The sequence below is a fragment of the Nostoc sp. UCD121 genome (genome assembly GCF_014222285.1).
GTDB lineage: Bacteria > Cyanobacteriota > Cyanobacteriia > Cyanobacteriales > Nostocaceae > Nostoc.
On record NZ_JACKZS010000069.1, the window covers coordinates 12,796 to 34,378 of the forward strand.

Sequence of the window (21,583 nt, forward strand, 5' to 3'; positions counted from 1 at the left end):
AACTCTGTTACCAAAATTGTTACCAGTGCGTTGTTATTGGGCTGTTACTTTATGATGAGATTTAGTTAAGCTCCTTACACCACACTGAAAACCGTGAAACATAATGTTTCGCGGTTTTTTCCCTTTCCTGTACAGTTACAAATTAAATGATGTTGAGACAAATTCGTGCCATCAAATAAATCCTTATCCACTTTAGGCTGACAAGAATTTGTGTTTATACAACTTGTAAGTTACTGTGCCGTTTCTAAGCTTAAGACTAGAGAGTTCAAGCTTTCACACCCTCGATAACATTAATTGGTCACTGTACATTATCCTTTAAGGCTTTGGTATAGCAAAACTCCGATCCAAAAATTTGGATTTGATTAAATCAACTTTTCTTACCACTCCCAATACTGCTCGGTTAAAGAGAAAAGGATTGGAAGACTCGATATATAAGGTTTTTTCCCTTTTAACCTTTTCCCTTTCCCCCAAAATTCAACTATTGTTACCACTCCCATCGCCCGATGTCAGGTGCCGAACCAGAGTAAGGAAGCCCTACATTAGTTCCTCTATCCACCATAAGACTGCGTGACGAAGCCGCCTTGTAGTAAGAGTTCCAACGATCGCCTGTACCTGTAAATCTTGGATCACCCTGGATGTTTGTCGCATTAACCGCGAATCGGGTTTGCCAAGTTGGTTTTGCTGGGTTAGTATTCCTGCGGAGATTATTAGTGAAAGCAATGTTGTTACCTCCTTGCACATCGTCTCCTTGAGAGTTCAAGAACACATTATTTTTGATCGATATCTTGTCTGCGGAGTCGATCTGTAGGCTATTCCCTAAGGTATCGAACACGTTGTTGTGAATCTTGATGTTGGTAGCTGAATCGGGAATGAAGACGGCAGTGCTGTTCCCAAAACCAAATTGAACTTTACGAGCGACATTTGCGAAAATATTATTGTGGATGTTAATGTTGTGATTTTCTATACTTCCGCCCCATGCTTTCCCTCCCCAGATCGCAATACCAAAGCCCTTATCCTGAAAATAGGAGTCGGATATCTCAACTCCACTCAAGGCAACCTCGATTGACTCCTTAACACTCTGTCCATCAATATCTTTTATTCTTACGTTTCGCATCTTGAGATTGCTTGGGTGTGTAGCTGTTGGCTGGTAATCATTCATTACTGCATGATTAACCATCGATAACCACGTATTAGAGGTAACGTTGTAAATTTCGTTTCCATAACTCAAATTCCAAAGTTCAATGGAAGCATCCTCGCTCCACTGGGAATCAACTTCCGGAACCTGGATGTCGCAATCGTGAATCTTCACGTTACGCAGATGACCTACATGCATGAACTTGATACCGTATCCTTTATTTTCTCGGATAGTAATGTTGTAGATGTCAGCGCCATCAAGTCCCCCAAGTCTCAAGTTACCGGTAGATCCTCCCGATACTCCATCAGCTGCGGAGTTAATAAACGTGCAATCATATATCGTTGTGTTCTTCATCCACCTCCCCTCTGGAAGCGGGACGAACCACCACATATTGCCACGGGTAAAAACTGCACCGCTGTGCTGGAAATCCTTGAACGTGACATTATGCATAGTCACATTATTACGATTTTCCACCCAGACACCGGCTTTGATGGTCTTGCCGTTCCCATTTATGGTGAAACCGCTTAAAGTCTGATTGCCGTCTGTCGCCTCAATCATCTCGGAAGGAGCCCCATACCTAGGGCTTGAGCCGGAGTAGCTAGGCGAGACAAGCTGAATAATGCTTCCATAATGCCAAAGACTCCAGTCGGTGCTACCTGTGTTTATTCCTGGAGCCGGAATCTCACCGTTGCTAGTGATAGTCACGCTTGATTCACCTGCTCCCTCGATATTCACTCCCGGCGGAAGTACCGTTGCTTCCGTTTCCCTATAGACACCTGCGTTCAGGTAAATCGTGTAGTTTTGATTCGGTTGAACTCGTTTTGCTGCATACGCCAACGTCCTCAATGGCTTGCCTAGCGATCCATCGCCTCCGGTGTCGCTTCCCGTGGGAGACACGTAGACGTACAAGCTCGTGGTAGATTGGGTAGCCGCAATTTTAGGATTAGTCCTTTGACCATTCTTCTCCCTAAACAAATAGAAAAGGTTGAAATTACTATCATCAGGAGGAACCCTAAAAATCAAGTCTTTATCATTTGCGTCTTCCCCGTACCTCGTACTGTAAAGCTTACCATCGCTGTTTTGTACAGATTCTGCCTCTGAAGTGGAAGCATTGGACTTATTACTGCTATTAAACGAATGAATAACGGTAGGTGTAATGTTAGCGAACGCAGGAGTTTTCTGCGTAGTTCCTAACTGGGTTGTGACTACAGCTACCAAAACAATAGTAGTTAAAGCTGCGTAGGAAAGAAGGGAACGTAGAGTTTTTATCATTACTCAAAAGAGAGAAAAGCGATGAACGCAAGGGAGCGGAGAAATGAGGAAAAAAGACAGGAAACAGAATAGAAGGCTTTCTAGTGTAAGAAGTATTGCGACGGGGAATTTTTCCTCGTCTTTGGAAGGAGGAAGTAAGACTACTTGGAAATTTTTATCCAGTACCTATCGATAGATAAACTGTAAAAAACCTACCATTCTATCTTTCACCTGAGCATTAAGATTTATTCGTCTGAATTTACGTCCTCTACCCTAGAGTCCACACTCTTATGGCTATACAGCAATACAGTTTCGTTAGCGATAGCGGGGCGTTTAGCCCGTGAGAAGTTAGGAGTTACGAATTCTCCCCCTGCTCCCCTGCTCCCCTGCCTCCCCTGTCTGCCTTAACAGATAAATTTGCTTAACTAGTTTTCCTTCAGACATAACTTTGTGTCTACTCTCTTGCGCTAAAGTTGCATAAGAATGTGCATCTAAAGCCAGGAGGAAAGAATTGTGAAAGCAGTCTTGATGACAGCAGCTGGCAGTCCTGAAGTTCTGCAAGTACAGGAAGTGCCAAACCCTGCGGTTCCCGTAGGGAATACTGAACTTTTAGTGCGTTTGGTGGCGGCTGGCATTAACCCCATTGACACTAAACTTCGTAGCCGAGGCACTTTCTACCCCGATCGCACGCCGACAATTTTAGGATGTGATGGTGCTGGTGTAGTTGAGGCTGTGGGTGCTGGTGTTCAGCGTTTTCGCCCAGGCGATGAAGTATACTTTTGCTACGGTGGATTGGGCGCGCACCAAGGCAATTATGCTGAATATACCGTTGTGGATGAGCGGTTTGTGGCACGTAAACCTGCCTCTATCTCTTTTGCAGAAGCAGCCGCAGCACCTTTAGTATTAATCACCGCCTGGGAAGCTTTATACGAACGGGGACGATTGTCACCTGGGGAACGGGTTTTCATTCATGCGGGTGCTGGCGGTGTCGGTCATGTAGCAATTCAATTGGCGAAACTCAAAGGTGCTACTGTTTCTACCACAGTGGGTTCTGAGGAAAAGGCTAATTTCGTCAAAGAACTTGGTGCAGACCATGTAATTTTTTACAAACAAACAGACTTTGTGCAAGCGGTATTAGATTGGACTGGCGGCGAAGGCGTAGACTTGGCTTTTGATACCGTAGGCGGCGAAACCTTTCACAAAACCTTTCCCGCAGTGCGAGTATATGGCGATATTGTGACGATTCTCGAACCCGATGCCAATACTGTTTGGAAAACTGCTAGACTACGTAATTTACGCATTGGTTTAGAATTAATGCTGACACCAGCGTTGCTAGGATTGGAAGACAGCCTCCAGCACCATGCAGAAATTCTCGAACAATGTGCCACCTGGATCGATGAAGGCAAGTTAAAAATTCATGTTAGTCACGAGTTTCCTTTAAAAGAAGCAGCTAAGGCACACCAACTAATTGAAAGCGGTTCTGTGACGGGTAAAATTGTTCTACTAATTAGCGACGAATGATCGAACAATTTGCATAATTTATTTTTTAAACATAGATGCACCCAGAGGTTAAACGCAAAGATAGCCAGAAAGCTCTCTCTGCGTACCTCTGCGCTTCCCTTTGCGTTCCTTTGCGTTTTACTTCTCCTCCTCCCCCTACCTACTTCAGCAGCACAAACGCAACCAGAACGCACACCCTTAACTCTAGAATTATTACAAGAACGTCTACGCACACCCACACTCCGCGAAGGCAATTTGACCGTAGATTTGCAGAAGATGGTGATTGATTTGCGCCCCGAAAACGCTAGCTTTCGTGATGCTTTTTACCAACTATTACGAAAAGAGCTAGGTACAAAACCTCTGGGTTTAGACCTCAGCTATGCCCTGATTTTAGGGGATTTTGTGGGCAGCGATTTGGGTTTAAGAACCTCCTTATACGCCCAAGCTATTGCTCCGATTTTCACAGCTACTGAAAAAGAAGAACTAGCACGTTTGCGCTTTATTTGTCTAGAATCGCTAGCGAACTCCAAAGATTGTCGATCGCTTTTGGGAACAGAGCCAACCCCATCCAGTGAAATTGCCGTCTTTCGTGGTGTCTTGAAACTCGTGCAAACTCGCTTCAATGGCGAAATGAAGTTCTCTCATACATTCTTTCTTCAGTCTGTAGATGCCCAAGGTGCAACTTTTCTCCAATCCACGAATTGGGCTGAAACTCGGTTTGGTCGTCCCGTCAGCTTTAGTGGTACTAAATTTAAGCAACCAACCAATTTTCAGGGTAGTATTTTTTTTGAAAAAGCTAATTTTAAACAAACCCAATTTCAAGAATTCGCTGATTTTCAGGGGAGTATATTTGAAAAGATTGCTAACTTTAACCAAGCAAGTTTTAAGCAATTGGCTAAATTCAGTAGTGTGCAATGGCAAGAAAATGCTGATTTTTCTGATGTCCGCTTTGCCAATCAAGCCCAGTTTACTAAAGCAAATTTTAATCAGTTTCTCTTTTTAACAGATGCGACTTTTGAGCAAGCTCTCATATTTCGAGAAGTGGAGTTTAATCAATCAGTTAATTTACAAGGTGCAAGCATTCTCAATCAAGCAGATTTTAGCGATGCCAGGTTTTCTCCAGAAGCTTGTCTAAGCGTACCTGGTTTAACTTTTAACTCTAACCAAGCAAAAATTTTAGGTAATCCTGGTCAAATTGGTAAAATGTTCTGCATTCCTACATTGCAAGGTAATCAAAATATCTTGCGGAATTTGGGGCAAAATTTCCGTCAGCAACAGCAAGTTGCCGATGCTAATGAACTGGAATACACAAAACAACAGCTGCGATTAGTAGAAATGAGCCGCCGTTTGACAGCTACAAATATTAATAGTGCAAGTGTTACCAGTTTGATTAAACTGGGTTTTTCCGCAACTCAAGCCGCAGCGATCGCCCAGCGTCGTCTGATAAAATATTTTCGCAACAGTAGCGAATTATTGACTTTAGCAGACATCGGTTTAGAAAAATACACACAACTGAGCGATCGCTTAATTGTTGGCGAATCGCTTTCTATTGGTGGGTGGTTACTACAAGCTTGGAGTTGGTTGGGATTGAGTGTACTGCTGTTGTTGAGTGGCTATGGGACAAATTTTTGGTTAGTGTTTGGCGTGGGAGGAGTTGCGATCGCCTATTTTGGCTTACTATTTTGGCTAGTGGATCGCTATCGTCGCCTGCATCCTGTACCAATCATTCCCACATCTTACGAAACCATTGCGATATTAGTCAGTTTTAGCGTTTTAGAATTCTTGAGTTTACTAGCCATCTTTCGCAATGCTCAACAACCTTGGCTGACATTAGGGTGTCTTTTCATAATTCTTGTCCCCGTACCGCTAGCATTATTGATCCGACTTTACCAACAAGGTCGTTATCACGATTTAATGAACGTTTCTTACTTCACCGAAGATGGCACATTTCGCCAGTTACGATTGTTGATTGGGCGTTTACCAGTGATACCAAGGAATCAGACATTTCGTGAACGATATATGCCTCTACTGAGCGATCGCCGTTGGAACTGGCTCAACTACTATGATTTTAGTCTCAACAACTTAGTGAAATTAGGATTTAACGACATTCGCCTGCGAGACGAACACTTACCAGGCATCATCTCTGCACTTGCTTGGTATGAATGGAGTTTAGGTGTAATTTACATTACTCTTGTTTTGTGGACTCTTTCTCGTACAATTCCGGGATTGAATTTGCTAATTTATCTGAAGTAGCTTATCACGCGATTAGAAGTAATTGATATTATTAACTGGGGACACTTCTTAACTCATCACTAATGCTAGTCTTGGCAAGCGGAACCAAAATCTAGAACCACCTTCAAGACGAGGTAAATAACCAATCATACCTCCCCAGCGTTCAAGTGTGATTCTACAAAAATAAAGACCTAAACCGGCTCTCCCTGGTTTACCTTTGCCTTGAGAAAACTTTTGAAATAAATTCTTTTCCATTTCTGGCGATACACCCAAACCACAATCATCAATAGTAACTAAAACATATTGCCCATCCAACTGTAGACCAATAGTCACAATAGAATCTGGTTTACTATATCGATAAGCATTTTCTACTAGATTAGAAATCACTCTATCTAAACGAGATTTATCTCCCATAACTTTCCAGTCTGCTGTCATATCAATATTGGTAGCAAGCTGTAATTGTATATTATTAAGGGCAAAGTTCAGTTTTGAAAATTCAATTACCTCTTGTATAGAACTTAAGATATTAGGTGCTTCTTCAATATCGATATGAGAATTTTCTGTTAATACTGCTTCAGTAGAAAAAGCGTCTAAAATATCTTTAATCAGCATCTCTTGTTTTAGGCATTGCTTTATACCAGTTTCTAAATATTCTTTTCCTTTAGGTGTTAAGTTTTCAAATTCTAGTAGTGCAAAACAGCAGTTTATAGCGCTCAATTCCACCGCTATATCATGGATAAGACAATGAATTAGAACATCTTTTTTTTGATTATCCTTAAGTAATTGCTGATAAATCAATTGATATTCTCTAGCTTTTTGGAGAACAGACTGCTGTTCTTGATCAGAATCTTCCAACGCCTCGATCAATAAAAATTTTCTATTATTCACACAAGTTGCATAAGCTTTAAATTGATATTCTTGTCCATCTGCATCTATTTCAGTCCATAAACCTGAACTGAGTTTTTTAGTATTATTGTTCATCCAAAATTTTTCGGCATCAATTAAAAAATTATTTAAAAAAGAAAACTCTTCCTGCGGTATGGAGATATTCATTCCTGATGCTAAAATGTTACAAGAAAATTGATTTAACCAATCAGGTAAATTACCAATAATTTTAAATAAGCCTGCATCAATTTGCTCTAACGCTAGAATGTTCAAAGCCGTGAGCATATCATTTGCGATCGATGTATTCATGAGTTAAACCTGATACAATCAATTAATTTTGACTTTAGGTTAGTAATTTAACTTTCTATTTAATTTTTCCTGTAATAGTCTGAAATCATTTGCTTTTTGCTGAATAGGAAAGAGGTAATCTCTATCACAGCTACTATCTAACAGCAATACCCAATCTGCTTCCTTCGTCGGTAATATATGAACATCTACACAACTGCCATACTCTGTTTGGATGAATGGTAGAAATATGGAAGTATCATCTAATGGTAGTAACCCTTCTAGAAAAACAACTTGCTCTTTTGCATTTTTGCCTTTATGGAGGTTAGTAATTCCATAAGCTGCCAATTTACCACCCCAAGTCAAGAGGCTACCATCTTTATTAACCAACAGATAGCCAAGAGAAGACTCTGCTGTTAGCAAATTTAGAATATAGGCAATTACAAAAACAGGGACATCCAACATTTAGCAATCCAATATTTTTTTAGCGAGAGTTTGAAAAGCTTCTTCTACACCAATACCATGTTTGGCACTTGTTTTAATCACAGTCCAACCCTTTTGTGTAACATCATCTATCTCAGCAAGTTCAATTTCCCATTCATCCGTTATATCCAACTTGTTTATGACTAAAATAAAGGGAACTTGACCAATGGCATCTTCTATTTTTATTTGTAACTCAAAAGCTTTTTGTAAAGTATTATACCTGGTACCATCTACAACTAATAAATAACCAGCAGAACCTCGCAAGTAAGACATTTGTAATTCTTGAAACTCATCTTCTCCATAGATATCCCAAAGGATAAGGTTGATTTTTTTATCTTGAATCTCTATAGCTTTTTTATCAATTTTTACACCCACAGTAGTATGATATTTTTCAGAAAAAATACTGTGGACAAACATTGCTACTAAACTAGTTTTACCTGTAGCAAATGCACCTATCATACAAATTTTCTTCTGGATAACCATAAATTGATAAAATTTTATTTAGAGGTATTATTTATTAATACTTTGAAAGATACTCTCCGATTAAATTCTTTAGATTCTGGCGTTAATTCTGGCAGGGAAGTTAGGCTAGAACTTACACTTAGTGCTTGAAATTGGTTTACCTTGATTCCTTGGGATTTTAAATAAGATAGAATTTTATTAGCGCGGGCTTGACTGAGTGGTCTATTTCTTCGTTCTGTTCCAGCACTATTAGTATGTCCAATTATTTGAATATGCACATTTTTACCTAAATACTTGGCAATATCCAAACATTTGCGGATTGATAAAAACAAATTAGGCAATTTGTCAATTTCACCAGGCATTAACTCAGTTGTTCCTTCTGTAAAAAAAAGTATTTCTTTTTCTATCTTGATTTTAGATAACTCTAACTCGCTAAGTTCTATTTCTACGAGTTTTTGGTCTTTAAATTGGGTGACACCAGGAATAAATGCCCATAATTTCCGTGCTTCTAAAATCCATTTACGGGGTGCATAACCAGTTACATTAAGAATACCGTTGTTATCAACCCTTAATGATACAGTCTGGGGAGGATGCAACAATTGTTCAACTCTTTTGGCAGTAAATTCTGGCTCCAAAGACAGATAAGGTTGCCACTGGCTAATTACTATTTGAGGATTAAGATTTGTTTGTTGTATTAGTGTATTGGGATCTACTGCTAAAGGATCGCGCATTCCCGAAATAAAATATTTGCCAAAAGCTTGCTTAGTGTTAATCACAACAATTCCTGGCAGAGAGTTGAGTTTTTGAAGATATGCTTGCCAACGAAGTTGTTCTCTTATCGCAAAAAAGCCCCAAGTCCCACAAGCGATCGCGATCGCACCCAAGAAAGCCCACGCATAGGTATAATTTTTTTTAGCCGTAGATTTATACTGAACTACCAGACAAGCTTCTAAATAAGGCAGACTGGCCTGAAATGCTTCTGTTTCTCCTGTAAAATTTTGAATTTCTCTACCTAGCTTCAGGTGAATTTTTTCTATCGCTTCTTGCAAAACTAACCTTAATTCTTGGGGAGGATTCCCTCGAATCATCGCTGCTACTAAAGCTTGCGGCCCCTCTTCAATCCAAATCATTACTTCTCCAAAGCGTAAACTTTTTAGTCCATCTACTTTTTGCACCCTAAAAGAATCTTTGACAAAATCCTGAATAGCTGTCAACATCGCAGCTACTAAATCTGGATCTTGAACTGTTACCTGCGTTGTTACTAAATGTTGCAGCAATAATCCCGATTTTTTATGAATCAAAAATATTTGTTCTACTTGATAAACTAGCGTCCGTAACAGCACAATTTCCGCAAATGATTTTCCTGTGCGTTGCGCTTCTAGTCTCCATTTAAAACTCTGTGGAGACAAGCTATGTTCCAGAGTTTGATTCATCGATTGCATCATTTCCTCAAGAGCCGAAGAAATCGCCTTGCGAGTAGCTGGCCCAATAACTGGAAATAATGCATCTGAAAGCACATTGTGGTCTTGTCTAACAGAAACTTCTATGGCATTTTCCACAGTTGATACCATTACTTCCGCAAGTTGTTTATCTTGCTTTGAGCGCAAGATAACAGCTTCTGGAAGCATCTTGCTAATATCTTCTGGTAGAATTTGAGGGTTTTCTAATCGCTCATAGAGTGTTTTAAGTTTAGTCGGCTCAATATCCAGAAGCAAACTACGGAGTATAGTTAGTTCATCATTAAGCTCGAAGGTTTGGTTGTTGCTGTTCAAACCTTCAGAGGATACTTTGGGTATTGGATTATTTGAATAGTCACTCATTACCAAAATTCCCCAATTCACAATTTATCATCAAGTAGCATTCTGTTGTAAACAGAAGAGATGTACCGATAGGTAAAAAATCTTTTAACCCTTAGAGTAGAGGATATTTGGAAAGTATTTAGGTCGGTATTAAAACTTTTAAATCCTTTTAACTTCCCCTTTTTAATAGGGGTAGAGAGAATATAAAAGTGCCAAAATTCATAGTGAAAAAGTTTTCAAATAATTCCTTAGGTCAAGACTTATTTTCTGCATTCAGCCGGATAGCTAACTCTGTAAACATAGCAGCCAGATTTGAACGATCCGTTTTCTCTCTGCGAAGTTCTTGAGCTTCCCGTTCTAGTAAAGCTACGATTTCCTGAGATTTTTGTTGTATCTCATCTTGTAAGCTTTTAGATTGGTTGAGAATCTGCTCGCGCAACTCTCGTTGACTATTAGTAGCTTGTTCATCAAATTGAGTAATCTTTTTTTCTAAAGATATGATTATGCTTTTACTTTCCTCAGCAACTGCTTTTACCTGAGAGTCACGCTCTACCTGCTCATTTTTTAGGCGCTGCGTTAAAGAATCAACTTCTTGTTTAATATAAATTTCTAAAGCGTCTAGACGTTTTCTTGTTTCATCTCGCACGTTGCCCAATTCCTTAATTAGACGTTCTTCTAGACGGTTAAACCTTCTTTCCGTATCCCGTGTTTGATTGCCAAAAAGAATTTCTCTAACTTTATCTAAGTTTCTACCTTCACTCATGCTGTTATTACTAAATTGCAACTCATTTATGTTTGCATTCGAATTCTGTTTTTCTATATTGGATGAATTATTATTGATGTATTCTTCAGGTGAGTTCATATTGTGAATTCCTTGGGAAACTAAATTTTGATTTGATGTTAATTTGGTTCTTCATTACTTGTTATGCTAAAAACATCTATAAATTAGCTCATATCCCTTGCTGGGCAATAAATACAGCTTTTAATCTTGACGTTTGAGCTTTTGGGATAAAATCCAGGTTTTAACTGCATAAAACCCTTGATTTTAAATGCAAATCCCTAATTCTAGTTTGAAATTTAGCATAACATCTACGGAAGAGCCGTTAATTTTGATACTATATCCACAGCAGAGGTACTAATAAGTATAATTTGAATTCCGCCTTTTTGCGTCAGGGAGTTAGGTCTTTGATGATTTTGACTGTTGCGTTTCGCATAATACTTTTCAAACATTCTCTCAGCGTTTGATTGAGCTATCACTGTTAATTATCTTGCAATTTTTTGATAGTCTCTCAGCAAAAGTCATAGTAACAATTGCCACTATGACTTCTGCTGTCTTTGATTTATATGCTGATTAAAATCCCAACTAAACTTTTGCTTCCAAAGATTTGAGTAACTCGGTATTCACGCCTGACTCACGAGTCAAGGCAATTTTGCCAGTGCGGGCGATTTCTCTTAAACCAAATTTTTGCAACACCTGCACGATCGCTACCATTTTACCTGGATCTCCCACAACTTCTAAGGTGAGAGAATCTTCTGCTACATCCACGACTCGCGCCCGGAAAATCTGAGACAGTTCAATCACTTCTGAGCGATTGCTACTACTAGCATTCACTTTCACAAGCATCAATTCTCGCTCAACGCAAGGAGTTTCGGTAATATCCTGTACCTTGAGGACATTGACTAACTTGTATAGTTGTTTGGTGAGTTGCTCGATCACGCGATCGTCACCAGGTACAACCATTGTAATTCGGGAGACTCCTCCCTGTTCAGCAGGGCCAACAGCAAGGCTTTCAATATTAAAACCACGACGGGCGAATAAACCAGAAATGCGGGAAAGAACACCCGCCTCATCTTCTACGAGAACTGAAAGGGTATGTTTCATCTTCGCCAACAGAGGCTAGAACAGGATTTGAGGAACGCAGAAACTAGTACCGCTTTGCAGAATTCACTCATTCAAGATTCAAAATTCATTGAGTTACAAACTCTTGACATTTTGTCAAATGTATGTTGATTTCTGTTGTCGCGTACTACTGCACTAATTATCAGTGCAACCTTTTATTGTAAACTCAATAGCTGCACTCGTTGCATTCTCTAGAAATAAAAAATTGGGCAGAAGTTATCCTGCAAGGAGGAATTTTATGGAATGGATATCTTTTCATTGGTAGATGCGGCATTTTCGAAAAGCTTTTATACTCCACTCAATAAGCCTCTAATTAGGAGAAAGATTTTTATGGGTTGGTTAAAAAGACTATTTGGAATGGAAAAACCTCAAAATGCAGAAGTAAATCCTACTCCGCAGTCAATAGCACAAACTCCTAGTACTAATGCTGCTCCTACTGCTACTCAATCTATACCCCCAGAACGTTTGGGATTAAGTGGTGAATATGACCAAAGTGGGTTAGCAAAGCGGGTAGCTTTGGCATTTGATCAAGATCCACAACTTGATGATGTTAATACTCTTTGGGTTGCTCAAACGGGTAGCACTGTGGTGTTGAAAGGCAAAGTTCCCAGTCAAGAAATTCTTAATAAGATGATTTCTGTAGCTCGTTCTGTGAATGGCACTACAGATGTGGACACTAACCAAGCCACGATTGGCTAGTACCATAAGGCGTAATTCGTAATTCGTAATTACCTATTTGCAAGGGTTTTGGACATTTGAAATGGGTGACTTATTTACGCCGTGCGATGCTAGGTGTTAAGTAATTCTTAATTCAATGGTCGCAAAGGTATTGGGTGGCGCGATCGCTCCCATTGCATAACAAAAGCCTCATATCTATCTCTTCAAAGAGTCGCCGACAACGCTAGCTGATGAATGCGCGGTATAAACAAAGGCCCTCTTAGACAATTTCCGGCAAAGCTGGGAAAGTGTAAGGGGGTTGGCGATGCCTGCGGCGGGCTACGCCTACGCTAACCCATCTCTCAATCCAATCTACAATAGCTTGGTTGACTTGCTCAGGACATTCATCATGGGGACAATGGCCCACATCTGCTAAATTCAGCACTTCCAATTTTTGGTTGTATTGGGCAAATCGGTTAGCAAGGGCTGGGGGAACAAACCGATCCTTTTGTCCCCAAATTAACAACATCGGAATTGTTAAGGTTGGTAATACTGTCTTCACACTAGGACTAAAGTTAATTCCGATCGCAGCTTTGAACAAAGCACTAAAAGCCCTCGCTGAACCTCTGTCTTGGGGAGGCCCAGCTAAAATTTCTATGAGTTCATCGGTAATCGCCTCTGGGTTAGCGTAGGCAAGACTTGCCCAGCGACGCAGCACCCCTGGACGGCGCACAAAGTTAAACACAGGTTTGAGAACTAATGGCGAAGCGACCACATTTTTAATTGCTCTGACAAGCGGCCGCAACACGGGAGGAATTGCTTCTTGTTCTAGAGAAGGGTCGGGTAAACTCATCATCACTATACCCAGCACCATGTCAGGATGAGCGGCGGCGGCGGCCATGGAAATCAGTGAACCGTTGGAATTGCCTACTAAAATTGCCGGTTGACGGATGAAAGTTTTCCAAAAATCGTAAACCTGCTCAACCCACAAGTCAATGCTGTAATTAGCTGCGGCTTTTTCAGAAGCGCCAAAACCCAGCATATCAATGGCGTAAACTGTGTGATGTTCAGCCAACACTTCTAAATTATGTCGCCAATGACCAATGGAAGCGCCAAAGCCATGTAACAAAATCAGAGGTTGTGTTTTGTGGTTATTTTGGCTAGGGCGAATGTAAGTATAGCGGGTTTGCCAGCCCCGCCAAATCCAATCTCTTTGATTACCAACCCGTTCTTGCCAGTGCAGTGTAGTGGTCACGGTCTTCTTTAATTCATCAGCATGAAGATACTATTATTACCTTTTTCCCGATAATTAGCGGCGATACTCGTCGCCACAATCGCCGATTAGCTGATACAAATCTCGTGACTGTCGAGATACGGCACTGATGCGATCGCGATCGTCAGCATCTAAACTAAAACTAAATACTTTGGCGTTATCTTCTATATGTTCAGATACGCCCAGTCTGGCACCAACTATCACACCGCCCACAGTTGGCTGATCTAAAATGTAACGCACTGCAACATTAGAGATGCTTACTTTATGCTTATTAGCAATTTCCTTCAAAATAGCTAGCAATTCTTGAAATAATTGCCAACCCCCCCAAGCATCAATCATATTTTTATATTTTTTCAAACTAGCAGTGGACAGATCAGATCCTCGCGGTTCCGGTTTACCCAAATATTTTTCTGATAACAAGCTGCCGCACAATGTACCGTAAGTAAAAAGCTTGATGTCATGCTGCTGACAAAATTCCACCATATTAACTTCGGGACGGCGATCAATAAGGGAAAATTGCACTTGATTAGAAACAATTTTGATGCCTGCTTCGGTAATCAGCTTCAAATTTTCCGTGTCAAAATTAGTTAAACCTAGATGTTTAATTTTACCCTCAGTCTGGAGTTCAGCCATATATTTCAGGGCATCTAGATAATTTTTATCCTGATATTCCCACCAGTGGAATTGCATCAAATCTAACGATTCTACATTCATCCTTCTCAGGGAAATATCAATGTTTTCCTCGACCAGTTTCTTTGTCATTTTACCTGGACGAGGCACCCATTTTGTAAACGCTTGCACCTTAGATAAAGCATCTTTGCCACGAGTATCAATTAGTTGACAGCGAAACTCACCAATAAAGTCCTCAGCAGGGCCATAATGATCTGCTAAATCCCAAGTGGTAAAGCCTGCATCTAAATATTTGAACATAGTCTCAATGGCAGCTTGGGGATTGATTCGTCCGTGTGCGCCGGAGACTTGCCACATACCACTTAATATGCGGCAGATGTTCAAATCGGGAGTGAATTGGAGACGGCTCGCTGTGGGTAAGTTCATTTTCAATTTTGGGAGTTAGAAGTTGGAAGTGAGCAGATTTAATAATTAGTGAGTTGAAAAGCGGTTTTTTACAGCCTTTTAACTTTTCTACTTTATTATGAATGATTTACGACGACTAGAGTTAAAACTCCTAAATCTTGTACAGACACAGATTTTTCACGTCTCTCCTAACTCCTAACTTTCTAACGCCAGTCTTTTTCAGCTTGTTCGAGAACGTAAGCAGCAACATCTGTAATTTGCTGTTCAGTAAGGCGATCTTTGTAGGCTGACATATTATTTTTACCATTGGTAACTATAGATGTAACTGCCTCTATTGAATCCATACCATACTTTTTCAGCGCTTGCTTTTTGAGATTTTTACCCCGCCTAATTATGTTGCTGCCGTTAATATGACAACCAGCACAATGAAGACTAAATATTTGTTCACCGTTAACTATGTCTGCTGCCATTGCAGACGTAGTAAAAGCGCTGAAGAACAAGAGAAATGTTACTAATACTAATGTGAGTAGTTTTTTCAATCAACGTCTCCTGATTTCGAATACTGGTTGTATCAGAATCAATTACTACAGGGATTCAAAGTCAGTTGTAAATCCTGCAAAATTTGCACAATCTTCTTGAAAGGCTTCTGCATCGCTAACATCCTCAATTTTATAAGACATGATGCGTGTACCATCTGGCATTTTTTTGGAACCAATTAATTCCCCTTGATACTTCTGGGCGATCGCTTTGAATTCAGTACCATAGAGCTTCCAGGCATCACTTGCACAAGTAATATTTACTCGCCACATATTTCACTATCAATTACTACCAACAAGCATTAATCATCTCATAAATTGGCACTATGCTACAGTTCAATCATACAAAAATCATTCTGAATTCTGAATCCTGACTCCTAACTCCTGAATTCTGTTCGATAAAAATTTGTAGATTGGTTTGAGTAACGAAACCTAATCTTTTGTATGGTTTGTAGGGTTTCAGTTCGTGTAAATATTATTAACCGAGCAGTCTTGACAGTTCACCTCTTTAGGACTGTAATTTTCTATCTAAAGGAAGTACCAAGCCAGATCTGGCCACGCCATAATGGGGATGTAAGAACATTTCTAGAAAGTTTTATCCCAATTAGTTAAATTCTAAGAGTTGAAAATGTCTAACAACAATATCAAAGAAAAAATTCAAGCAGACTTGCAACAAGCTAAAGAAACTGGACAATTAAGAACCGATCGGATTCGAGAAATTGTTAAATCCGCAGTTTCTCAAGTAGGCTCTGAGTTTAAACAAGGTTCTACTGAACTTCGTAGCTTGGTTAGAGATGCTGTTTCTGCTGTCATTGAAAACTTCCAAGAAAAAGGTAGCGAACTTAAAGATGAAGTGACAGCTTCTATTGAAGGAGCGCTAGAAGGAATTAACACTCAAAGACACGAATCTATTGCTAAAACTCAGACAGATATCAAGCGCCTTCAAGCTCAACTAGATGGTGAAGAAGAAGAACTCCAGCAAGAGGTTGATGTAATCTTGGCAGAGATTGAAGAGACGGGTAGAGAAAAACCAGCTAGTACCAAAACTGCAATTGATTCTGCTGTCAATGCCATTAAAGATAGTGAAGAAGTCGGGTTATTAAAGAAACGTTACGCGCAATTGCAAGCACAGCTAGCTATTGTCAGAGCTAATATGGCTGCACGCTATGGCGGACGTTCTATGGAGGTTCAAGATTATCTAGACGAGGCTAAACACTGGTACGATAAAGCTCGTCCTCAAGCAGAGTCTGTAGCTATACAGGTAGAACAGAAGCGATCGCAGCTAGAAGACAAACTAGGTGAAGCTGGTACATCTCTGGCCAGAAAAGAGCGCCAAATCAAACAAACCTTAAGGGAGTTACTTCTAACGGCAGCTGACTTATTCAAAGATAAGGAACCCGCTAATAAAGAGCGCGAGACTATTCACAAATAGGCTACTATACGCGGAGCGTTTCTTGTAGAGTCGCTGCTTCTGTACGATCCGTTCCGCGTAGCTTGCTTCGGCTTAAAAGTATGCGTCTACATGAATTGTCTTTAGAGGTTGTTTGAAAAGTGTTTCGCTGTGACTTTAGGCACTTTGAGATCCCCCCTAACCCACGCCAGTCGCTCCACTTGGGAAGACCCCATCGCGCAGCGTTTCGCAAAGAAGACTGCGCTGGCTCCCCTTAAAAAGGGGAGAACTGGAATACAAAGTCACCCAATTTATTGGGGGATTTAGGAGGATCTAGAACTTTTGATATCTACAATAGGACTTTTCAAACATCCTCTAAGAAGAAAATCTTTCTTTTCACTATTAATTAGAGTTAGCTTCAGTCGCTTGATACGCTTGTAGGAGCCTAGCATGATCGAGAGTAAATCCTACTTGCATAGCTATCTGGGTAAATAAATCAATCTCAGGCTGTTGCCAATCACGGGGCCCAGAACACTGATGTGCAATTAACAAGCCAAATAACTGCTCATCTTTGATAATGGGTGCAACTAAATTTGCTTTCACAGCGAAAGATTCGAGCAATTTAATGTGACAATCAGCCAAACCTGACTCATGAATGTTGTTGATTGCGACAACACGACCAGACTGGTACTTTTCTATATAGCCTTGAGTAAAACAGGAATCGTGGATTTTAGACCGCAAAACTTTGGGATAAGCTGGAACCACAGATTCGGCAATGATAATTCCGAACCAATTAGCATAAAAGCTATAAATTAGTACTCGGTCAGTACTCAAAGCCTTCCGAACCTCTTCTACAGTATTTTTCAGGACATCCTCTTCTTGGAGTGATTGGCGAATTTTGCGGGTAATATCCACCAATAATTGACTTCGCATAGCTTCAGCTTCGATTCGTTGCAGAAGTCTTGCATGGTCGAGAGCAAATCCCACTTGCATTGCTATCTGAGCAAATAAATCGATCTCTGATTGTTTCCAGTCACGGGGTCTGGAGCATTGATGTGCAATTAATAAGCCAAACAACTGCTGATCCTTGAGAATGGGAGCTACCAAATTTGCTTTCACACCAAAGGATTCGAGTAAGTTAATGTGACAATCAGCTAAACCGACTTCGTAAATGTTATTTATTGCCAGAACGCGACCAGACTGATACTCTTCTACATAGCCTTGACCAAAACATGGATCTTCGATTTCAGCCCGCAAAATTTTTGGATAGGTGAGAACAACTGATTCGGCAATTACAGTTCCAGACCAATTACCATTAAAGCTATAAACCATCACTCGATCTGTACTAAGTACTTTGCGAACCTCTTCGACAGTGGTTTTCAGGACATCTTCTTCGTTGAGCGATTGACGAATGCTGCCGATAGTATCCACTAGCAACTGACTTTGCACACCCTCAGCCTCAATGCGTTGCAAGACTCTTGCATGGTCGAGAGCCAATCCTACTTGCATGGCTATCTGAGCAAATAAATCAATTTCAGGCTGTTGCCAATCACGCGGTCTGGAGCATTGATGAGCAATTAATAAGCCAAATAGCTGTTCATCTTTGAGAATGGGTGCGACCAAATTTGCTTTCACACCAAAGGATTCGAGCAGGCTAATGTGACAATCAGCCAAACCAGCTTGGTAAATGTTGTTTGTGGTTGCAACGCGACCAGACTGATACTTTTGTACATAACCCTGACCAAAACATGGGTCTTGGATTTCAGCCCGCAAAACTTTTGGATAACCTGGAATCACTGATTCGGCAATCACAGTTCCAGACCAATTAGCGTTAAAGCTATAAACTAGAACTCGGTCAGTACTAAGTATTTTGCGAACCTCTTCCACCGTGGTTTTCAGAACATCCTCTTCGTTGAGCGATTCACGAATACTGCGGGTAATTTCTATAAATAACTGAGCTTTGTCTGCTTTGGTATCTACCTGTTCTAAAAGCTTGGCGTAGTCAAGGGCAAATTCTACTTGCATAGCTATCTGAGCGAATAAATCAATCTCAGATTGCTGCCAAAAGCGAACTCTAGAACACTGATGTGCAACCAATAAACCGAATAGTTGTTTGCCTTTGAAAATAGGTGCTACTAAATTAGATTTGACAGCAAATTGCTTGAGCAACTCAATATCATCATCACTGAGATCGGCTTGATAGATATCATCAATAGCACGGGTGCAACCATTCCGGTATTTTTCTATATACCCTACCTCGAAGCCAGGATCGGAGACTGTAACCCCTAGTATTTTAGGTAAACCAGGCGCTACGGATTCGACAATAAAGGTGCCATTACAGTTGGAATTGAAGCAAAATATGGCTACACGGTCAATATTTAAAGCTTTACGAATTTCTTCTGAGGTAGTTTTGAGAACATCTTCTTGATTGAATGATTCTCGAACCCATCGGGTAATTTTAGTTAATAGTTGAGAATAATCAGCTTCGGCTTCTTTGTCCTGTATCAAAACCGAAAGCAGTTCTGTGAATAAGCTGATGTTTCTCTCTAACATCACTAATTCATCTTCGTTAGCGATGAAAGTTTGAGTAAACTCACTGTCTGGACGTAGCCTATTTTTGATATCATTAGAAGTTGCAGCAACGTTGCTAACTCGACTGATAGCTCGATTCGTCACAAAAACAGCGATCGCACCTGCTAAGATTGCCGTTACCCCCATACCAGTTAACAAGAGTGAGAGTTGTCTCTGTAGAGCTTCAGTCTCTGTTGAACTTTTCGCCCTCTCAAGTCTTACTTGCGGTATTTGTTTGCTACTTAAATTAACCCCATAGAAGTAAGTAGCTATCCCAATTGCAAACACAGGAAGTACGCTGATGCTTAGTGCCCACACTATTGCTTTAGTCTTTAAACTCCATTTTGGTGGCCACAGCTTTTGTTGACGATTTCGCCTTGCTTGGTTTTGAGAAAAAGACTGACTCATAAATGAAACCTGGATTGTTGCAATTGAGTATCAAGTAAATGACCCCACCACCAAATTCTACACAAAACTTATTAAACAAGGACTAGCTTTCAGGAGTACTTTAAGATACTAAACCTTCTACTTCGTAGCCTATAACCCCTGCACCTCTAGGACTTTCTTAACAAACCCTTGACTCCCACCTTGGGTTAAGCCTTCCGCTCATCGGAACTAAAATCAATCAAAAACACTAACTTTTCTTTTATAACGGCGTAGATGCGATGCCTACGGCGGGCTACGCCTACGCAAAGTCCCATTTCACTTATAACAATTTGAGCAGGCTGTACAGCTTGCCAATGCTCAACCCTCCTTTTGCTGAAACTGGCTCAATAACCAAGCCCCAACTTGAGATTGATTTATTTCACGGCTACGGCGTAAAGCTTCCTCTAAAATAGCGAGCGTCAATCCAGGCAATACCTGTGATTCTTGAATACGTTTACTACCTTGCTCTGCCATAGCATAAGCAATGATTTGGGCATTTTTCACATCTACCACCCAGTATTCAGCAATACCTAAATCTTCGTATAGCGATCGCTTTGTACCTAAATCATCCAGCAAAGATGTTTTAGCAATCTCAATCACCAAATCTGGTGCAGGATAGCGATCAAGGTTGACAATTCCTGTATCTGCTGGGATAGCTTGGGCGTGTTCTCTGAGGTAATACGCCACATCGGGCTGAGAGTCTTGAACACCAGTTTTACGAAAAGTGGTTGTGTCTAAACCTGTCGCCAGTATTCCTTTAAGTGCTGCAAATAGAGTCACTGCAAAGATAATTACAACATGGTCTTTACCATGATCAAAACTAACTGGTGCCATCTCCAGCCTCATGTGCCCCTTGTAGTAGTAACTTTTTGCCTTCTCTTTGAGCAAGTTAGCAACTATCTGCTCATAATCCTGCCAAGAAGTGTAAATCCATGTATCTGTCGGTAGCTGAGTCTGTAACTCACTCATTGCTTAACCCTCCTGCCAAAACGAAAACTTTTATTTCTTGGCAAAGTCCACAGCACTTGCAATTTCATGTAAATCATGATCGATAATCATGTGTCCAGAAGTTAAAGTGCTGCAATTTCTGTTTCTGGAGCAAATATATCTAGATCATAATCAGTAGATTTAAGCTATTCGATTTAGGTATAAATCAGAGTTGTCTTATCTGCCACTAACTTAATTTTGATTATCAAAGCCTCTTTATTATCAACCCATAAGTGCTGAATTATCAACTTAAAGGTCATAATTCCAAGTAAGTAGGTCGGCGCAATTAAAAGTAACTGGCGATCGTGTAGCGTCTCCGACAGGAGAAGGCTGTTATTTGTCTTTTGTCATTGGCCATTAGTAAGGGCTTTAAGCCTCTTTACATTTCGTAATATACTTGAGCTTTTTCGTGCCAATTTACTTACAATGCACAGAGGAAGAACATCAGTTACATCTTTCTCAACTCAAATTTTCGATTTTGGAACTAACTCATTAACTTTATTGATTAAGATGCAAGTATAAAATGGCAATTTGAGCGTTAGTTCATTGAGTTGACTCTATAAATTCTCAATTTTTAGCGATTAGAATACTAACGTTGAGCCTCGAAACTCGGAACTCCGACCTTTTTGCTCGAACGTTGAGCCTCGGAACTCGAAGCTTCGACCTTTTTGCTCGAACGTTGAGCCTCGGAACTCGGAACTTCGACCTTTTTGCTCGAACGTTGAGCCTCGGAACTCGGAACTTCGACCTTTTTGCTCGAACGTTGAGCCTCGGAA

The 21,583-nt window shown here is 40.4% G+C and carries 18 protein-coding genes; 4 read left to right on the forward strand and 14 right to left on the reverse strand.

Features of this window, described 5'->3' with window-relative positions:
* Window positions 1–484: 484 nt before the first annotated feature.
* Window positions 485–2,407 (reverse strand): right-handed parallel beta-helix repeat-containing protein, encoded by a 1,923-nt coding sequence (locus GNF10_RS16360; RefSeq protein ID WP_185586031.1) that lies wholly within the window; start codon window positions 2,405–2,407, stop codon window positions 485–487.
* 492 nt (window positions 2,408–2,899) lie between these two features.
* On the opposite strand from GNF10_RS16360, the gene GNF10_RS16365 reads away from it, so the two are divergent.
* Together GNF10_RS16365 and GNF10_RS16370 are read left to right on the forward strand one after the other, a co-directional pair.
* Window positions 2,900–3,907 carry a zinc-dependent alcohol dehydrogenase family protein gene (locus GNF10_RS16365; RefSeq protein WP_185581934.1) on the forward strand — a complete coding sequence of 336 codons (1,008 nt, stop codon included), beginning with the start codon at window positions 2,900–2,902 and terminating at the stop codon, window positions 3,905–3,907.
* Window positions 3,908–3,916: 9 nt separating this feature from the next.
* Complete coding sequence (locus GNF10_RS16370; protein ID WP_185581933.1) at window positions 3,917–6,139, forward strand: pentapeptide repeat-containing protein; 2,223 nt, start codon at window positions 3,917–3,919, stop codon at window positions 6,137–6,139.
* 48 nt (window positions 6,140–6,187) lie between these two features.
* Here the strand turns inward: GNF10_RS16370 and GNF10_RS16375 are convergent, their stop codons facing one another.
* The 6 genes from GNF10_RS16375 to ilvN form a co-directional block, all read right to left on the reverse strand.
* Entirely contained in the window at window positions 6,188–7,312 is a 1,125-nt protein-coding gene (locus tag GNF10_RS16375; RefSeq protein ID WP_185591953.1) for a sensor histidine kinase KdpD, read from the reverse strand.
* Between the two features lie 39 nt (window positions 7,313–7,351).
* Window positions 7,352–7,753 carry a hypothetical protein gene (locus GNF10_RS16380; protein WP_185591952.1) on the reverse strand — a complete coding sequence of 134 codons (402 nt, stop codon included), beginning with the start codon at window positions 7,751–7,753 and terminating at the stop codon, window positions 7,352–7,354.
* Window positions 7,754–8,230 (reverse strand): Rab family GTPase, encoded by a 477-nt coding sequence (locus GNF10_RS16385; RefSeq protein ID WP_260446306.1) that lies wholly within the window; start codon window positions 8,228–8,230, stop codon window positions 7,754–7,756.
* A gap of 38 nt (window positions 8,231–8,268) precedes the next feature.
* Window positions 8,269–10,053, reverse strand: coding sequence for an OmpA family protein (locus GNF10_RS16390; protein WP_185581391.1), 1,785 nt, complete (start codon window positions 10,051–10,053; stop codon window positions 8,269–8,271).
* Window positions 10,054–10,285: 232 nt separating this feature from the next.
* A complete protein-coding gene (locus GNF10_RS16395) occupies window positions 10,286–10,894 on the reverse strand; it encodes a hypothetical protein (protein ID WP_185581390.1) in 609 nt (202 codons plus the stop codon).
* Window positions 10,895–11,395: 501 nt separating this feature from the next.
* Window positions 11,396–11,914, reverse strand: coding sequence for an acetolactate synthase small subunit (gene ilvN, locus GNF10_RS16400; RefSeq protein ID WP_114080075.1), 519 nt, complete (start codon window positions 11,912–11,914; stop codon window positions 11,396–11,398).
* A gap of 348 nt (window positions 11,915–12,262) precedes the next feature.
* Between ilvN and GNF10_RS16405 the strand changes: the two genes are divergently transcribed.
* Window positions 12,263–12,631 carry a BON domain-containing protein gene (locus tag GNF10_RS16405; RefSeq protein ID WP_185581392.1) on the forward strand — a complete coding sequence of 123 codons (369 nt, stop codon included), beginning with the start codon at window positions 12,263–12,265 and terminating at the stop codon, window positions 12,629–12,631.
* A 238-nt stretch (window positions 12,632–12,869) separates the two neighbouring features.
* Here GNF10_RS16405 and GNF10_RS16410 read toward each other — a convergent pair whose 3' ends face one another.
* From GNF10_RS16410 to GNF10_RS16425, 4 genes are all read right to left on the reverse strand, one after another.
* Window positions 12,870–13,844, reverse strand: coding sequence for an alpha/beta fold hydrolase (locus tag GNF10_RS16410; protein WP_185581389.1), 975 nt, complete (start codon window positions 13,842–13,844; stop codon window positions 12,870–12,872).
* Between the two features lie 54 nt (window positions 13,845–13,898).
* Window positions 13,899–14,918 (reverse strand): aldo/keto reductase, encoded by a 1,020-nt coding sequence (locus tag GNF10_RS16415; RefSeq protein WP_185581388.1) that lies wholly within the window; start codon window positions 14,916–14,918, stop codon window positions 13,899–13,901.
* 182 nt (window positions 14,919–15,100) lie between these two features.
* The gene (petJ, locus tag GNF10_RS16420) at window positions 15,101–15,436 is read right to left on the reverse strand and encodes a cytochrome c6 PetJ (RefSeq protein WP_185581387.1); all 336 of its coding nucleotides are present in this window, start codon (window positions 15,434–15,436) and stop codon (window positions 15,101–15,103) included.
* 45 nt (window positions 15,437–15,481) lie between these two features.
* Window positions 15,482–15,706: a hypothetical protein gene (locus GNF10_RS16425; RefSeq protein ID WP_185581386.1), complete on the reverse strand. Its 225-nt coding sequence runs from the start codon at window positions 15,704–15,706 to the stop codon at window positions 15,482–15,484.
* A 355-nt stretch (window positions 15,707–16,061) separates the two neighbouring features.
* Between GNF10_RS16425 and GNF10_RS16430 the strand changes: the two genes are divergently transcribed.
* Window positions 16,062–16,865 carry a histidine kinase gene (locus tag GNF10_RS16430; RefSeq protein ID WP_185581385.1) on the forward strand — a complete coding sequence of 268 codons (804 nt, stop codon included), beginning with the start codon at window positions 16,062–16,064 and terminating at the stop codon, window positions 16,863–16,865.
* Window positions 16,866–17,225: 360 nt separating this feature from the next.
* On the opposite strand, the gene GNF10_RS16435 is transcribed toward GNF10_RS16430, so the two are convergent.
* From GNF10_RS16435 to GNF10_RS37900, 3 genes are all read right to left on the reverse strand, one after another.
* Window positions 17,226–19,802 (reverse strand): GAF domain-containing protein, encoded by a 2,577-nt coding sequence (locus GNF10_RS16435; RefSeq protein WP_185581384.1) that lies wholly within the window; start codon window positions 19,800–19,802, stop codon window positions 17,226–17,228.
* 336 nt (window positions 19,803–20,138) lie between these two features.
* Complete coding sequence (locus GNF10_RS16440; protein ID WP_185581383.1) at window positions 20,139–20,789, reverse strand: Uma2 family endonuclease; 651 nt, start codon at window positions 20,787–20,789, stop codon at window positions 20,139–20,141.
* Between the two features lie 599 nt (window positions 20,790–21,388).
* Window positions 21,389–21,583, reverse strand: a 195-nt coding sequence (locus tag GNF10_RS37900) for a hypothetical protein (protein ID WP_221643350.1), incomplete at its 5' end; no start/stop codon positions are given.

Coding starts and splice junctions, on each gene's coding strand:
- GNF10_RS16360 (WP_185586031.1), bottom strand. CDS start 2,407: ATGATAAAAACTCTACGTTCCCTTCTTTCCTACGCAGCTTTAACTACT.
- GNF10_RS16375 (WP_185591953.1), bottom strand. CDS start 7,312: ATGAATACATCGATCGCAAATGATATGCTCACGGCTTTGAACATTCTA.
- GNF10_RS16380 (WP_185591952.1), bottom strand. CDS start 7,753: ATGTTGGATGTCCCTGTTTTTGTAATTGCCTATATTCTAAATTTGCTA.
- GNF10_RS16385 (WP_260446306.1), bottom strand. CDS start 8,230: ATGATAGGTGCATTTGCTACAGGTAAAACTAGTTTAGTAGCAATGTTT.
- GNF10_RS16390 (WP_185581391.1), bottom strand. CDS start 10,053: ATGAGTGACTATTCAAATAATCCAATACCCAAAGTATCCTCTGAAGGT.
- GNF10_RS16395 (WP_185581390.1), bottom strand. CDS start 10,894: ATGAACTCACCTGAAGAATACATCAATAATAATTCATCCAATATAGAA.
- ilvN (WP_114080075.1), bottom strand. CDS start 11,914: ATGAAACATACCCTTTCAGTTCTCGTAGAAGATGAGGCGGGTGTTCTT.
- GNF10_RS16405 (WP_185581392.1), top strand. CDS start 12,263: ATGGGTTGGTTAAAAAGACTATTTGGAATGGAAAAACCTCAAAATGCA.
- GNF10_RS16415 (WP_185581388.1), bottom strand. CDS start 14,918: ATGAACTTACCCACAGCGAGCCGTCTCCAATTCACTCCCGATTTGAAC.
- GNF10_RS16425 (WP_185581386.1), bottom strand. CDS start 15,706: ATGTGGCGAGTAAATATTACTTGTGCAAGTGATGCCTGGAAGCTCTAT.
- GNF10_RS16430 (WP_185581385.1), top strand. CDS start 16,062: ATGTCTAACAACAATATCAAAGAAAAAATTCAAGCAGACTTGCAACAA.
- GNF10_RS16435 (WP_185581384.1), bottom strand. CDS start 19,802: ATGAGTCAGTCTTTTTCTCAAAACCAAGCAAGGCGAAATCGTCAACAA.
- GNF10_RS16440 (WP_185581383.1), bottom strand. CDS start 20,789: ATGAGTGAGTTACAGACTCAGCTACCGACAGATACATGGATTTACACT.